Origin of the sequence: Microcoleus sp. BROC3 (genome assembly GCF_036702515.1) — a bacterium.
Lineage (GTDB): Bacteria > Cyanobacteriota > Cyanobacteriia > Cyanobacteriales > Microcoleaceae > Microcoleus.
The window spans coordinates 1-16565 of the sequence record NZ_JAUBTQ010000031.1 but is presented as its reverse complement, the minus strand read 5'-3'; the positions used below and the strand labels follow the sequence as shown (position 1 = coordinate 16565).

Genomic DNA, 16565 nt, shown 5'->3' with positions numbered 1-16565 from the left:
GTTGCACCATTCTCGCTTAACAGGCTTTCGGGCCCGTTCCGCGAATAGTGAGTTTGATTGCGGGCCGTTGCTCTTCTAGCCCGCCCGTCCAAGACTTATTGAGAATGGTGCAATAAATCAAATGATTTCGACTTAGGTCGATCGCGCTTGGGCGATCTGTATCAGCAGTTACGAAAAAAATCTGATTAGAAATACGCTATTTTGATTGAAATTGATCGACGGTACTGTTGTCAGTAAACTACAGGAGAAGGAGAAAAGGAAGAGCAAAGGGAAGATGATTTCCAATCAGAACTCAAAACAATTACCAATGCCCAATTCCCCATTTCCAATTCCTAATTCCTCTTAAGATGACTATGTTTTCTAAACCGCTCAATCGCTTTGCTACCAAAATTATCGGCAAAGCTCCATTACAAACTGTGCTTGTAGTTCCTTTTTTAGTGCAAATTGTCGGCACGGTAGGAGTTGTAGGTTGGCTGTCGTTCCAAAACGGTCAGCGGGCAGTCAACGATGTGGCCGCTCAGTTGCGGGGAGAAATTAGCGATCGCATCAAAGACCGCATGGAAAATTATATGTCAATTCCCCACATTGTCAATCACCTGAACGTTCAAAGCCTAAAATTGGGGCAGTTGAACCTAGAAGAAAAACAAAAACTAGAACTTCATTTTCTCGAACAAATTCAATATTTTGATTCGATCAGCATCATTTACACAGCCACAAAAAATGGAGACCACTCGGGAGCAATCCGCACTAAAAGCCAGACTTTGATATCGGCTGCTGACAGCTCTACTGGCAATAAATTAGCTCGATATACTGCTGACTCTCAGGGAAACCGCGTTCAATTAGTGCAAATTTCACCCGATATTTACGACCCGCGAGTTCGCCCTTGGTACATAGCAGCAGCAGCGGCCAAAAAACCTATTTGGAGTCAAATTTATACGGATTTTTTGACTCGGGAACTGGCAATTACTGCTGCTTTGCCTATCTACGATGACGCTGGCAAATTGTTAGGAGTAGCTGGCAGCGATTTGCTGTTTTCCCGAATCAAAGAATTTCTCGTTCACCTCAAAATTGGCAAATCGGGACAAACTTTTGTGATGGAGCGATCGGGGATGTTAATTGCCACTTCAACGGCGAGTCAAGAATTCGTGGTGGAAGGTAAAGAAACCAGACGTATCAAAGCTTCAGAAAGCGAGAATCCGGTAATTCGCCAAACCGCACAGCATTTAGAGAAATCCTACGACAGCTTAGCTAAAATCTCTAATTCTCAACAGCTTACATTTGATGTTGACGGCAAGAAAAATTTTATTCAGGTAGCTCCTTTTAAAGACGATCGAGGGTTGGATTGGCTAATTATAGTAGTTGTACCCGAGTCCGACTTTATGGAGCAAATTAACCTCAATACCCGCACCACTTGTTTACTGTCGGTTGCAGCTTTGATTGGGGCGACAATTCTGGGGATTCTTACTGCTAAATGGGTGGTGAGGCCGATTTTAAGATTGAATGCGGCGGCGAAAGCTTTGGCGCGGAATGAATGGGATACAAAGCTCAGTCTGAATCGCGAAGATGAACTCGGAGAACTTGCCACTGCTTTTAACAGTATGGCAGAGCAATTGCAGCATTCATTTACTTCCCTCTCGGAAAGCGAAAGCCGAGTCAAACAATTTCTCAATGCAGTACCGCTAGGCATTTTTATTGCAGAGCCAAACGGTCAACCTCACTATATTAACCCTACAGGAGAGAAACTTTTATGTCAAGGAATTGTGGCAGCAGATGCCGAAAAATTGCGCCAATTATACCGAGTTTATTTAGCTGGAACTCAGGAAATTTACCCGGCGGAACGCGACCCAATTTTAAATGCTTTGCAGGGCAAAAGTGTAATTGTTGATGACATTGAAATCTCCTCCAATAACAAAACTGTTCCCCTGCAAGTTTGGGGGACTCCTATTTACGACGCCCAAGGAAATATTATTTACGGAATGTGCGCTTTTCAAGATATTACGAAGCGCAAACTAGCGGAGAAATTATCAAGGGCGTACAACCAAAATTTAGCAGTGCAAGTTGCCGAACGTACCGCAGATCTTGCTAAGGCAAAAGAAAAGTTTTCTAAAGCTTTTCGTTCGAGTCCGAATGCGATTACAATTACAAGAATCAGTGACGGTTGCCACCTAGAAGTTAATGAGAGTTTTTGCCGGATGATGGGCTACACCCAGGAAGAAATTATCGGTAAAACAGCGGTTGAACTCAACTTTTGGGCGAGTTTGAAAGAGCGTGATCGCATGATTCAAATGTTAAAAGACAAGACAGCAATTCACAATTATGAGCTGAGGTTTCGCAATAAAACTGGTACAGAAAGGACGGCGCTGCTGTCTATAGAAACCATCAATATTGAGGGAGAAGCTTGTTTTTTGTCGATTTCGAGCGATATTACCGATCGCCAACAAGCAGAAACTGCCCTGCGGGAAGCAGAAGAAAAGTACCGCAACATTTATGAAAATGCTTTGAATGGAATATTTCAAACTGCTAGTGACGGGAAATACATCAGCGCTAACCCCGGTTTAGCTCAGCTTTACGGTTACGAATCGCCCGCAGAATTAATAGCAGCACAGCCCAATTTCAAGAACCAGCTTTACGTGAAGCCCAACCGCCGCGACGAATTTGCAGCGCTGATCGACGAGTACGGGATACTATCCAACTTTGAATCGGAAATCTACCGCAAAGATGGCAGCATAATCTGGATTTCGGAAAATTGTCGCGCTGTCTGCGATGAATCAGGAAATCTACTTTACTACGAAGGTTTTATTAAAGACATTACTGATAACAAACAAGCGGAAATCAAAATGCAGCAGGCGAAAGAAGCGGCGGAAGCAGCAAACAAAGCTAAGAGTACCTTTCTCGCCAATATGAGCCACGAACTGCGATCGCCTCTGAACGCGGTCATCGGCTTTGCTCAAGTCATGATCCGCAGTAAAACTCTGTCTCCTGAAAATCAAGAAGATGTCGCAATTATCCTGCGCAGCGGCGAACATTTGCTGGCTTTAATTAACCAAGTTTTAGATTTGTCAAAAATTGAAGCCGGACGCACTACAATCTATGAAAAAAACTTCGATTTGTACAGACTGCTCGACGATTTAGAAGATATGTTTGCTCTCAAAGCTGAGGAAAAAGGCTTGCAATTAGTGTTCGAGCGGGGCGCGGAAGTGCCCCATTATATTTGTACCGATGAAGTGAAATTGCGCCAAGTTTTAATTAATTTGCTCAACAATGCAATTAAATTCACTTCACAAGGCGGAGTGTCCGTGCAAATCAAAGGAGGAAGGCGGGGTGTAGACCAAAATAGCCGCGATCGATTGCCCGATCGCTACTCGCTACATTTTGAAGTTCAAGATACCGGTGCAGGCATTGCTCCTGATGAAATCCATCAGTTGTTTGAAGCATTCGTGCAGACAAAAACAGGTAAAGATTCTCAGGAAGGAACGGGTTTAGGTTTAGCGATTAGCCGCCAGTTCGTGCAATTAATGGGAGGTGAAATTACTGTAACCAGCCACCTCGGAAAGGGTGCAGTATTTCATTTTGACATCCAAGTTCATCTGGTTGAAGCTGGTGATATTGAAAGCAAAAAAACTCAACGTCGAGTCGTTGCCCTCGAACCGAATCAGCCAAGTTATCGCTTGCTAATTGTGGACGACAAACCTTTGAACCGCCAACTGTTGGTCAAACTTCTCAGTCCACTTGGATTTGAGTTAAGAGAAGCTAATAACGGTAAAGAAGCGGTGGAGATTTTTATGGAGTGGGAACCGCATCTGATTTGGATGGACATGAGAATGCCCGTGATGGATGGCTACGAGGCAACGAAACAAATTAAAACTACAACTGGCGGGCAAGCAACGGCGATTGTTGCCCTGACTGCTAGCGTTTTGGAGGAAGAACGGGCGGTGATTCTTTCGGCTGGTTGCGATGATTTTATGCGGAAACCATTCCGAGAGGAGGACATTTTTGTGGCAATGGGAAAACATTTAGGAGTACGCTATATTTATGAAGATCCAACCGCAGTCAGTGGGGCAGGTATAGGGGAGTCAAGTCAGGAGGTGCTGACACCGGAGGCTTTTGCCTCTCTTTCTCCAGACTGGATGACCGAATTCAAGCAAAATATTTTGAGTGTGGACATGGAGGCGATCGCGACTTCGATCGCACAAATCGGCACTGTCAATCCCTCTCTTGCGGCCAAGCTTCAAGATTGCATTAATAATTTTGAATATGACAGAATTTTGAACATAATCGATATCAGCGAAAAACAGTAAATACCCGATGACTTCAACTTTACCGATAACCAATCGAGCTAATATTTTAGTAGTGGACGACACTCCCGAAAACCTGCGGCTGCTGACAGGAATTTTGAGCGAAAAAGGCTATCAAGTTCGCCCAGTTCCCAACGGCAAGCTAGCACTGTCGGCAGCTCAAAAAATGCCCCCGGATCTAGTGCTGCTGGATATTATGATGCCGGAGATGGACGGCTATGAAGTTTGTCAGCGCCTCAAAGATTCTCAAGTAACCAAAGACATTCCGGTGATTTTCATCAGTGCGATTAACGACGTGATGGATAAAGTTAAAGCTTTTGCCGTTGGTGGAGTGGATTTTATTACTAAACCGTTTCAGGTTGAAGAAGTTTTAGCCCGGATAGAAACTCATTTAAAAATTTGTTCGCTGCAACAAACTTTGCAAGAAAAAAATCAAGATTTAGCAACTGCGCTCCACCAACTGCAAGCCACCCAAGAGCATTTGATTCAATCGGAAAAAATGGCGGCACTCGGACAACTGATTGCCGGTATTGCCCACGAAATCAATACCCCGCTGGGCATTATAGGTTCCTCTATTAATAATATAGCTAATTTTTGGGACTATAATTTAGACAAAATGCCTCAATTTTTTCAACAGCTTTCTGAAGAAGGTCAAGCTTATTTTTTAAGTTTACTGTACAGAGCTACCCATCAAGAAACTTTATTTACCAGCCGAGAGAAACGGAAGTTTAAGCAGCAGTTGACGGGAGAGTTGATGGCAGAATCAGTTGAAAAGCCCGATGAAATTGCCGATACTTTAGTTGACATGGAAATCTACGACAACATAGAACACTTGTTGCCGCTTTTTAAATTGCCGGATTGGGAAGTAGTTTTAAATACTGCTTACCAGTTTGCAAGCTTTAAAAAAAGTATTAGCCTGATCCAAAGAGCGACAGCGAAGTCGGGAAAAGTAGTATTTGCCTTGAAAACCTACGCTCATTTCGATAGCAAACCAGAAAAAGTCCAGGCGAACTTGCACGACGGTATTGAAACGGTGTTAACCCTTTATCAAAATCAACTGAAACACGGTATAGAAGTAGTTAAAAAATATGGAGAGTTACCCACAATTATGTGCTATCCAGATGACTTAAATCAAGTTTGGACGAATCTCGTTCATAATGCCCTGCAAGCGATGGATTATAAAGGTATTTTGACAATTGAAACTCACCAGGAAGAGGAAAATATTTTCCTCAAATTTACTGATAACGGAAAAGGCATTCCCCCAGAAGTGATTCCCAAAATTTTTCAGCCATTTTTTACGACTAAATCGGCGGGCGAAGGTAGCGGTTTGGGATTGGATATTGTGAGAAAAATTGTGGAAAAACACGAAGGCACAATTGCTGTAGATTCTGTACCGGGGCAGACAAGTTTTACAGTCTCGCTGCCAATCTATTAAACAAAAATTATTTGTAGGGGACTGATTCCCGGTGAAACTCGTCGCTGTCTCCCTGACCAAGACAAGATTTAGGGCGATAAACTGAGTTTCTGTTCGGAAGTTCTATTAAAATAATACCACTTTTAAAAAAAATGTAACTGTAGGCAAGTTCCCAACTCTTATGAAATTATTCATTCCGCATCTCAAATCTCAAATCTCAAATCTCAAATCTCAAATGGTATAAGATAGGGGACAGATATCCTGCATCCCCGCCCGAAATCAATAAGATAGAAGCAAGTCATGTCGGTAAACCACTAAAATAAAAGCAGAGAGGAAAAGATGAATAAGCCTGTAATTCTTTGCGTTGATGATGAACCCGATATCTTGAATACTCTCAAGATTCAGCTCAAGAATGAATTCAAAAATGATTACTTTTACGAATTAGCTGAAAGTGGTGATGAAGCTTTAGATTTACTTGAGGATTTTCAAGAAGAAGCTCAGGTAATTGTGGTTGTTTCTGATTGGCTGATGCCCGGAATTAAAGGTGACGAACTTTTAATTAAAGTTCACCAAAAATATCCTAAAATTATTAAGGTGATGTTGACGGGACAAGCTGATGCAGCGGCACTTCAGCGGGCAGTAGAAGAAGCCGATTTATACTGTTGTTTGTACAAACCGTGGCAAAGCAAAGACTTAATAGAGATTATAAAATCTGGGCTGGCTAAGTTATGAAAAAACCTGTGATTGTTTGTATTGATGATGAACCTGACGTTTTGAACAGTTTAAAGATTGAACTGAAAAAGGCGATCGGCGATCGGTGTATTATTGAAACGGCTGAAGGGGGGGCTGATGCTTTAGAGTTGCTGGCAGATTTGCAGGCCGATGAATACGAGATTGCTTTGGTGCTTTCCGATTATATCATGCCGGATATTAAAGGGGACGAACTGCTCCGAAAAATTCACGAAAGCTCGCCGGAGACGCTGACGATTATGCTGACGGGGCAAGCAGATTTGGAAGCCCTGAGTAATGCTATTAAGTATGCTAAATTGTACCGTTATATCCCTAAACCTTGGCAAAATGAAGACTTAAAATTAACGGTAGTAGAAGCGGTTCACAGTTACTTGCAAGACCAAAAGCTAACAGATGAAATCCTTAAGCGGCAAGAAGTAAACGAGGAGTTAAAGCTAGTAAATGAGGCGCTGTCTGCGAGTGAAAGCCGCCTGAGGCAATTTTTAGAAGCTTTGCCAGTGGGGGTATCTGTTTATAATCCCGACGGCTCGATCGCCTATTTCAACCAGACAGCGCGGGATTTGCTGGGTGCAGACACTATCCCGGAAAGCACTGCGGAACAATTAGCTGCCACTTATCAACTTTATGTTGGCAATACTGATGAGGTTTACCCGCCGGATAATCTGCCAATTTTGCGCGCGCTGAAAGGAGAATTTGTCAAGGTTGACGATGTAGAAATCCGTCAAGATGGCAAAATAATTGCGATCGAGATCAATACGACGCCGATTTTTGACGCTAGCGGAAATATTGCTTATGCGATCGCAGCTTTTCAAGATATTAGCGATCGCAAACAAGCCGAAAAAATACTAGCAGATTACCAGCAAACCTTAAAAGCCCAAATTGAGGAGCGCACAGAACAACTGCAACAAGCCGCATTAGCTGCTGAAGCCGCAAACAAAGCTAAAAGCACGTTTCTTGCCAATATGAGCCACGAGTTGCGCACCCCTCTCAATTCCATACTCGGGTTTGCACAAATTATGGAATCAAGCCCCAATCTTACTGTCGAGAACCGAGAAAATCTGAGAATTATTCACCGCAGCGGCGAACACTTACTGACCCTGATCAATCAAGCGTTAGACTTGTCAAAAATCGAAGCGGGGCGGATGATGAACGACCCGACAAACTTCGACCTCTACCGCTTGCTTGACGATTTGCAAGATATGTTTCAACTGCGGGTACAAAATCAAGAATTGCAGTTGCTTTTCCAGCGCGATGCTGACGTTCCTCAGTACGTGCGAACCGATGATATTAAACTCCGCCAAGTGCTGATCAATCTTCTCTGCAATGCGATTAAATTTACGCAAACAGGCGAGATTATATTAAGAGTTAGAAAGTTAGAAAATTCGGAAATTTTGGTAGGTAACATTCCAACCACTGGCTTTGATACCACAACAACTATTCAAAAATTTTCTTTAAGTAGCAGTGATTTTGCACCCATTCAATTGAGGGAGGAGGCTGATGATTTAACTCCGCTTCCGGTTTTTTTCCTTCAGTTTGAAATACAAGATACAGGAGTTGGCATTGCTCCGGAAGAATTGGACAATGTTTTTAAGGCATTTGTGCAAACTGCTTCCGGTCAAAAAACTCAGAAAGGCACGGGTTTAGGATTGACCATCAGCCGTCAATTTGTCCGCCTGATGGGAGGAGAAATCGTCGTAGAAAGTCAAGTGGAACTCGGCACTACTTTTAAATTTGAGATTCCAGTCAGTGCGGTGTATGCTGATATTCCCGCCTCGCCAATTAACCGCGAAGTTACTGGTTTGGAACCAAATCAACCGTGCTACCGGATTTTAATTGTGGACGATCGCGAAGACAACCGCCAACTTTTAGTCAAAATGCTTTCTCCCTGCGGTTTCGGGCTGCAACAAGCCACCAACGGCCACGAAGCAATAGAAATGTGGGAAAATTGGCACCCGCACTTAATTTTGATGGATCTGCGAATGCCGGTGATGGACGGTTACGAAGCTACTAAACAAATTAAGGCCAAAATCAAGCAGAGAGAGCAAGAAAAGGGGAAAATGAATATTTCCCATCCAGACTCCCCGATTCCGAAGATTATTGCTTTGACAGCTAGTACAATTGAAGGCAGACAAGCGTTTGCTTTATTGGTCGGCTGCGACGATTTTATGAGCAAACCTTTCCGCAAAACAGATATATTTGATACCCTCAACAAACATTTGGGGGTGAAGTATCTCTACTCTGACTCAACGGACTTTATCTCCACAGGCGATCGAAATTATCTATCTAGCTCGCCATCTAATGCTGCGCTTGCTTATTTACCTACACTTCCCGCAGAATGGATAGACAACATGAAGCAGGTAATCCGCAGTGCTGATTTTGACTTAATTGTCAGGACAATCGACGAAATAAGGGATGCTCATCCTGAATTTGCCGAAATCCTCCAGGGTCATCTCGATAATTTTGATTACCAGAAAATTCTCAATTTAATTGCCGAGGCGGAGGAATCAGATAATGCAGATCCAGGCGGAACAAACTGAAAACTATCAAGCAGATATTTTAGTAGTTGACGATACGCCAGATAATCTGCGTTTGTTGATTAAAATTTTGCAAAACAACGGCTATAAAGTTCGGCCTGTTACTAATGGTTTTTCTGCCCTAGATGCGATTCAATCTAGCGCACCGGATTTGATTTTACTCGATATTATGATGCCGGACATTGACGGCTACGAACTCTGTCAAAAGCTGAAATCAGAACCCCAATTTAGGGAAATTCCCATCATTTTTCTCAGCGCGCTAGAAGAAGGCATAAATAAGGCAAAAGCTTTTGAAGTGGGTGGAGCAGACTATATCACAAAACCTTTTCAGGTGAAAGAAGTATTGGCACGAGTGAGCAATCAACTTACTGTGCGTTCATTGCAAATGCAATTGCAAGAAAAAAATCAAAAATTGACAGATCAAAACGTTCAGTTGCACCAGGAAATCGCCGAACGTCGCCAGGTTGAAATGGAAACAAGCTTGCTGCTGAAGGCAACTCAAGCTATTAGCAAATCTGAGGATTTTGATTCGGCTATAAATGTGATTTTAGGTTTAATTTGCCAAACTATTGAATGGAATCTGGGCGAAGCTTGGATTCCTTGCAGTGAGGGCGTTTTAAAATGTGCTACAGGCAGGTACGTCAGCGACTTGAGTTTTGCTGAATTCCGACAAAAAAGTTGGCAGTTAACTTTTGTTCCCGGTGTGGGACTCCCGGGGAGGATTTGGCAGTCGCAGCAGCCTGAATGGATCGAGGATGTTTCTACTGCACCGGAACAAGTTTTTTTGCGATCGCAAATTGCGGTGAATGTGGGATTGAAAGCGGCTTTTGGGGTGCCAATTGTGGCGGACAACCAAGTGTTAGCTATTTTGATTTTTTATCGAGAAATTTTTTTAAAATGTCAGCCGCGCTTGTTGGAATTAGTGAGTGCGGTTGCTACGCAGCTCGGTTCGCTGATTCAGCGGAAACAAGCTGAAGCAGCGCTGAAATTGCAGCAAGGACAAACAGAGAAATTGCTGCTGAATATTTTACCGAAACCTATTGCCGAGCGCTTGCAAAAAGAGCAAAAATTGATAGCGGATCATTTTGATGATGTGAGCGTATTGTTTGCTGATTTGGTGGGTTTTACAGAGTTTTCGGCTCACAAAAGTCCGACGCAGTTGGTAGAAATTTTGAACGGGATTTTCTCGGAGTTCGATAGGTTGTCTGAGTTGCACGGGTTGGAAAAGATTAAGACGATTGGGGATGCTTACATGGTGGTTGGGGGTTTGCCGACGGCGCGGGAGGACCACTCTGAGGCGATCGCACTTTTAGCTTTAGAGATGCAGGCAGCTTTGAGGAGGTTTAATGGCAAAATGGGAGAAAATTTTCAATTGCGGATCGGAATTCACAGCGGTTCGGTGGTGGCGGGAATTATTGGGATTAGCAAATTTAGCTATGATTTGTGGGGGGATACTGTTAATGTTGCTTCGCGCATGGAGTCGAACGGATTGCCCGGTAAAATTCAAGTGACGGTGCAGACTTACGATCGTTTGAAAGAGCAGTTTGTTTTTGAAGAACGGGGTCATATCCCGGTTAAAGGTAAAGGAAGAATGTTGACTTACTGGTTGATAGAAGAACAAAGTAAATATATTTAACTTTTTGATGTTAATTTGAATTAATATTAAAATTATACCGTATTTACACTTTCAAGAGGGCTAATCCTTTGCAAACAGTTGAAACTAAATCGCCGACAGCATTGAAAAGAGTGATAGTTATTTTAATGTCATTGGTAGCAGTAGCGGTACTGTCGATCGCTACTTTTATCGCTATACCCGGAGAAAAAACAATGTTTGCTGGAAAAAGACCTGCCAATATCGGCATTGTGTCAGGAAAACTCGCAGCGTGTCCGAGTTCCCCCAACTGCGTCAGCAGCTTCAGTCAAGATGCCGAACACAAAATTGAGCCTTTGGCATACACTTCGTCCCAGAGTGAAGCGATGGCAAAGCTCAAAGAGGCGATCGAGTCCTATGGAAAAACTAAAATTATCACGGCAACTGATAATTACCTCTATGCGGAGTTCACCAGTGCTTTGATGGGGTTTGTTGATGACGTTGAATTTTTGGTAGATGATGCAGCAAAAGTCATCCACGTGCGATCGGCTTCGCGTCTGGGAGAGTCGGATTTAGGAGTTAATCGCAGCCGGATAGAAACTATCAGAACTCAACTAAATCAACTCTGAACTTAAAATTTCTAACTTTCCCGAAGCCCCTCTCCCGCAAGATGAGGGGCTTCGATTTTTGTATATAACTATGTAATGTTTATTTGTAACTACCTAGTTAACAATTATTAACAGTAGGGAAACGGCATTGCCTTGTCCAGGGCGAGGAGTAGGAAACGGCATTGCCTTGTCCAGGGCGGGGAGTAGGACACGGCATTGCCTTGTCCGGCGCGGGGAGTAGGACACGGCAATGCCGTGTCCCTACGGTTCGCTTTGACTTTTAATAATGGCTATAAGAGTGAGGATTGTAAAGTTTTACAACCTTTTAAATAGCTGAGTTTGCTAGCACAGAAAAAGATTTGGGGCAGTATTCCTATAGTATTAAACACCCTAAATTATACACTTCTGACTTTAGGGAGAGGGAAGTCAACGAATTAATTTCTACTATTAATTTAAGTAGAGCGAAGAGGAAAAAACACATGGCACTTCAAAGATTAGCTGAATTTTATCCTAATTATCAGGAAGAAATCTTTGCTGGAGACGACATCAAGGGATTTGATGTTTATGCTGGCGACTCTGATGACAAAGTAGGCACTGTTTATGATGCTTTGGTTGATGACACTGGTCGTTTCCGCTATCTGGTAATTGATACCGGTATTTGGATTTTTGGCAAAAAAGTATTGTTGCCAATCGGCTCGGCTCGCTTCGACTACGGAGCCCGTCGCGTCCACGCAACAGGCCTTCGCAACAAAGCTCAAGCAGAACAATTGCCGGCTTACAATGAATTAGAACCATTAGATTACGATCGCGAAGAACAGGTAAGAGGCGTTTACCGCAATCAAGGAACAGCAGCCGCAACCACTGCAACTCCTGCTAGCTACGATCGCAGCAGCTACAGCTACGATATCGACCGCCCCCTCTACGACACCAACGAACAGCAGCACCAAAATCTCAAGCTTTATGAAGAACGCTTGATTGCCAACAAACACCGCGCAAAAACAGGCGAAGTAGCTGTTGGCAAGCGCGTGGAAACTGAAACAGCGCGAGCTTCAGTACCCATTGAAAAAGAACGAGTCGTAATCGAGCGAGTAACGCCGGTAGAAGCGGGTCGAGTAGTTTCAGTTGGTGACGCTGACTTCCAATCAGGGGAAGTTGCACGCATGGAAGTCTACGAAGAAACGGCCGACATTCACAAGGAAGCTTTCGTCCGGGAAGAAGTCAACGTCAGAAAAGAAGTTGTTCGCAGCACGGTTGAGGGCGAAGAAACTTTGCGTCGTGAAGAATTAGACATTAAGAGCGATGGAACTGCGGTTATAGATAATAAAGATATCTAACGCAACCGCAACAGGTATTGCATAGGGATTGCAGATTCATAACATAATTCTGTCACCGCGCAGGTTTGATTTGTGGCATCGCGCAATTCCTATGTGATGACGGGGCGGGTGGGGTACAAAACTTGTCTGGTTTTGGCAAAGTTTATGCACTTTCCCCGCCTTTACCCATTTTCTCTTACCAATTCATAATAAAAATACCTAAGCAGGCAAGTTTAAAAAATGAACGTTAAAGCATCAGCAGAAAAGATAGCAACTGCCAAATCAATTACCCGTCTCAACCGGGTGCCCGAAAAAGTTAGAACTAAGCTAAAAAGTTTTACAGTCAAAGACAACCAAGGTCTATTGGTAGGCAAAGTTAAAGATGTCTATTTTGATGAGAACGGTCAGCTAAACTTTGTGGTTTCCGGGCTAGGCAGTGAAAATACCCGCATTTTTTTACTAAGTATTAAGCTGCTCAAAAAAGTCGATTATCACCAAAAAGCGCTGTTTGTAAGTATTAATTCCGAACAAGTCGATATGCTGCCGGGAGTTTCGGCAAATGCCGGGAGTCAGTCTTTAGAAAATGCCTCAGAACCGCATAGTGAATTCAGCAACACCGAGTTAACGAATCCCTCAAAAGTTATGTCAAATCTAACAGATGCCGATCGCACAGATGCAAATTTGGACACAGATGAGGATGAGGAAAACTTGGATATTGTCGATCGAGAAGTAATTCGCCTGCTAGAAGAAAGATTGGTGATCAACCGCAGCAAGCGCAAAGTCGGCGAAGTCATCGTGCGCAAAGAAATTGAAACTCGGATGGTACAAGTGCCGATCCAGTGGGAAAAGCTGATTGTCGAACAAGTGGGCGAAGATCCGAAGGTGTTGGCAGAAATAGATTTGGGCGAGGGAAACATCACCGGTATAGATTTGACGGAGGTTAAAAGCGATCGCCAGGAACCGACAGTTAAGGCGGAATTTACCTCTGTGCAGAAAGCTAGCAAAATCTTAAATTCGATCGCCTCTCAACCCCGCCACGGTTGCGTCAAAGTCCGCCTAGAACTCGTTCTCGAAGACAAGCAACTTGAGGATACTTACCAAAAATGGATGACGGAACACCAATCAGAGAGTTAAAATATTCCTCCTTTTCGCTGTAGATTTTAGCTATCAGCAAGAAGCTTCAATCTAATAGCTGACTGTGGCGATAGATGCTGTGGGGAAAGTTCACCGCCATCTACTAAGATCGTGTTGGGTAAATTAACCGTAATTTTGGTATGGGCGGGTTCGCCAATATTTATCATACAAGCCAGAGCTCGGCAAACCTGCCCAGGCCGGGATATTTAAATTTTTAGCGATCGGCATCTAGACAAGATTGTACCCAATTGCGGTAAAATTGTGGTGGTCAAATTTAAAAGTATTTGAAAATGCCCAGCACAATCTCCGACATTAAAGTAAAAACGATCGCAGGCGAAGACAAGCAGCTAGGAGAGTACGCTGGCAAGGTACTCTTGATAGTTAACGTAGCTTCCCAATGTGGGTATACACCGCAATACAAAGGACTCGAAGAATTGGGCAAGAAGTACAGCGCTGCTGGACTTCGTGTTTTAGGATTTCCCTGCAACGATTTCGGAGCTCAAGAACCCGGAAGTAATTCAGAAATCGTCAATTTCTGTACTACAAAATACGGCGTCACCTTTGAATTATTTGACAAAGTACACGCTAAAGGCAGTCAGCAGCACCCGCTGTACGCTAAGCTTACGAGTGCAGTCGAGCCCAAGGGTGATGTTTCCTGGAATTTTGAGAAATTCTTAGTTAGCAAACAAGGTGAAGTGGTTGCCAGATTCCGCAGCAGCGTAGGCCCAGATTCGCCAGAACTGATCGCTGCGATCGATCGAGAATTGGCAAAATAAGAAGTTCGGCAACTAAGCAGTGTACGGAATTTAACCGATTTAACGGATGGATGTTTAGGAAAGAGAGAAGAACTTAATAGGCTTTTTTTTAGAAGTTGAAATATTATTTTTTTCTTCTCTTTCCCATTCATTGTTTGCCAGCACTCAACCATGAACAAATACCGATGATTTTATTTAAGTGGAAAAAGGTTTAATTTAATGGAAAATACATCGGGATTAGATTTAGTTGTAGGTGTACTTGCTTTCGCAATTCTTGCAGGCGGTCTGGCAATGCTATTTGTAGGCATGGCATCGTTCCCTAAAGAAAAATAACAATACTTGATATTATGTGGGATTGTTGAGAAACCGGGGTATTTTACGAAAAGACGGGTTGTAGACCGAACCCAAGGTAAAAACCCGGTTTCTGGGCCCCGATGCGTCCAGGACTGAATACTTGATATTATGTGCGATCGCACGACCATACTAAAAGTTTTCACTACCAACTTAAAACGGTTATTTTCCAGGACAGAATCAGAATAAATCTAACAGCATTCAATTTTAATCTTCGCAATTGAAAATCATGCAAACAACCCAAAACACAGTCAAAATTGCCCTCGCGCCGGGGAATTTGCGCCGCGTTCACCATATTGCTTTAAACGTGCGCGACATGAATGCTTCCCGCCACTTCTACGCTACAATTCTCGGTCTGCACGAACTAACAGGTGCAGAAATTCCCGCAACTTTAACAGAAATGGTAGCCGCCGGTAAAGTCGCTAATTTCGTCACCCCAGACGGCACTGTGATTGACTTATTTTGGCAGCCGCACTTGGAACCGCCAAACCCAGACCCGGAGAAAGCTTTTACCCGCGCCAACCACTTAGCCTTCGACATCGATCCGGCTTTGTTCGATCGCGCTCTTGAAGTGCTAAAGTCAAATCAAATTGCGATCGACAGCGGCCCCGTCACTCGCGCTACAGGACGCGGCATTTACTTTTACGATCCCGACGGATTTATCATCGAAATCCGCTGCGATCCAGTTTAAACACCAGCTATCAGTATCTCGTTGTTCCGTGCGCAGCCTACATTTACTGTTTGCAGTCTGTGTAGCAGTATGTCACATTTAATCAGTGTCAACCACCAGCTCAAACGTAGTATCAGTCTACTGTTTGACTATTAGCTTCGCTTATACCCCCAACGCCCCCTTAAGAATCAGGGCTGTTTGATTCTAATACTAAATCGGGAAAATAAAAAGCGATCGCCCTGAAGCAAATTAGATAGCAATCGCTCGTAATTTGGTAATTAATAATACGCACCTTCTAATCGAATCTCTAAAAAAACTCAAGGATTTTATTCGAGTGCAGAGACAAAGACATCCACATAAGATTAATTTTACCGATATTCATACCATTTGAGATTTTATCTTAAAGAGTTACACTAAGGAATTCAGGTCTGACAAACAAAGTATTTACGGGGGAGGCTCTGCATTGTCAAAAATCAACTCTTACAGTATATTTCATGTCTATTTGGTATACACCATATTGTATTAAGTAAGGTGCGTCGCCTCGCCATTAACAATCTGCAATCTGCAAGTTTGATTGAACCATTGAGCAGCGACGCCCCCTACATAACAGGTACCACACAATATAGCTGCTACTGTGTTTCACAAACCAGAAATATGCTGTAATTTACTTCCTGCGAACGAAGTTTTTTCGTAAAAAAACCCGGTTGCTGGGCCCCATGCGTAACTCCTAAGAATATAAATTTCCCTTACATCAATTTGGGTCTGTGATTAACTTTTCAATTCTATCAACTACTATTGCTATGAATCTTTTCCGAGTTGTGAGCTGTCGATCGGTAACGCAAGGCCGAAGATGGCTCCGTGATAGGTTTTGGCGGTTGATGATTTTGCTAGAATGAAACAGCCCTGCCCGCGAGGAGGGCGCTGGGGGGAGCGAGATGATTTTGGATTAAGACAGCAAACCGCTACTACATTTGATGTTAAGTTGACATCACTGCCAAAAAACAACAACCCTGCGGACTTACTTCGATTTTGGGTAGTGGTCAAGAAGTAATGATGGTAAAAAAGTAGCCTCAATAAGTTTTTTGTAAACTCTGCCGAATTGTCCCCTTTGCTATTCTTGCCGAACCGTGAAAAACGGTCACATTCACAC

11 protein-coding genes are annotated in these 16565 nt (G+C 43.3%); 10 read left to right on the top strand and 1 reads right to left on the bottom strand.

All coding sequences use genetic code 11. The features are described from left to right. The first annotated feature begins 353 nt into the window (after positions 1 to 353). The 10 genes from QUB30_RS19965 to QUB30_RS19920 all read left to right on the top strand — a co-directional run bounded on the left by QUB30_RS19965 (position 354) and on the right by QUB30_RS19920 (position 15436). Positions 354 to 4298 carry a PAS domain S-box protein gene (locus QUB30_RS19965; RefSeq protein ID WP_333336719.1) on the top strand — a complete coding sequence of 1315 codons (3945 nt, stop codon included), beginning with the start codon at positions 354 to 356 and terminating at the stop codon, positions 4296 to 4298. 7 nt (positions 4299 to 4305) lie between these two features. Continuing rightward, positions 4306 to 5730: a response regulator gene (locus QUB30_RS19960; protein WP_333336717.1), complete on the top strand. Its 1425-nt coding sequence runs from the start codon at positions 4306 to 4308 to the stop codon at positions 5728 to 5730. Positions 5731 to 6048: 318 nt separating this feature from the next. Further along, positions 6049 to 6441 (top strand): response regulator, encoded by a 393-nt coding sequence (locus QUB30_RS19955; RefSeq protein WP_333336715.1) that lies wholly within the window; start codon positions 6049 to 6051, stop codon positions 6439 to 6441. Further along, positions 6438 to 8996 carry a response regulator gene (locus tag QUB30_RS19950; protein ID WP_333336713.1) on the top strand — a complete coding sequence of 853 codons (2559 nt, stop codon included), beginning with the start codon at positions 6438 to 6440 and terminating at the stop codon, positions 8994 to 8996. Before QUB30_RS19955 ends, QUB30_RS19950 begins: the two co-directional genes overlap by 4 nt. Then, positions 8971 to 10629: an adenylate/guanylate cyclase domain-containing protein gene (locus tag QUB30_RS19945; protein ID WP_333336711.1), complete on the top strand. Its 1659-nt coding sequence runs from the start codon at positions 8971 to 8973 to the stop codon at positions 10627 to 10629. The genes QUB30_RS19950 and QUB30_RS19945 overlap by 26 nt, the downstream gene beginning before the upstream one ends. Positions 10630 to 10754: 125 nt before the next feature. After that, the gene (locus QUB30_RS19940; RefSeq protein ID WP_333336709.1) at positions 10755 to 11213 is read left to right on the top strand and encodes a DUF1499 domain-containing protein; all 459 of its coding nucleotides are present in this window, start codon (positions 10755 to 10757) and stop codon (positions 11211 to 11213) included. Positions 11214 to 11671: 458 nt separating this feature from the next. Beyond that, entirely contained in the window at positions 11672 to 12526 is an 855-nt protein-coding gene (locus tag QUB30_RS19935; RefSeq protein ID WP_333336707.1) for a DUF2382 domain-containing protein, read from the top strand. A gap of 219 nt (positions 12527 to 12745) precedes the next feature. Then, positions 12746 to 13639 carry a DUF2382 domain-containing protein gene (locus QUB30_RS19930; RefSeq protein ID WP_333336705.1) on the top strand — a complete coding sequence of 298 codons (894 nt, stop codon included), beginning with the start codon at positions 12746 to 12748 and terminating at the stop codon, positions 13637 to 13639. A gap of 290 nt (positions 13640 to 13929) precedes the next feature. Continuing rightward, positions 13930 to 14415 (top strand): glutathione peroxidase, encoded by a 486-nt coding sequence (locus QUB30_RS19925; protein WP_333336703.1) that lies wholly within the window; start codon positions 13930 to 13932, stop codon positions 14413 to 14415. 559 nt (positions 14416 to 14974) lie between these two features. Beyond that, positions 14975 to 15436, top strand: a complete 462-nt coding sequence (locus tag QUB30_RS19920) for a VOC family protein (RefSeq protein ID WP_333336701.1) — start codon at positions 14975 to 14977, stop codon at positions 15434 to 15436. A gap of 777 nt (positions 15437 to 16213) precedes the next feature. On the opposite strand, the gene QUB30_RS19915 is transcribed toward QUB30_RS19920, so the two are convergent. Beyond that, positions 16214 to 16565: hypothetical protein (locus QUB30_RS19915; RefSeq protein WP_333336699.1), on the bottom strand; the 352-nt coding region annotated here is incomplete at its 5' end.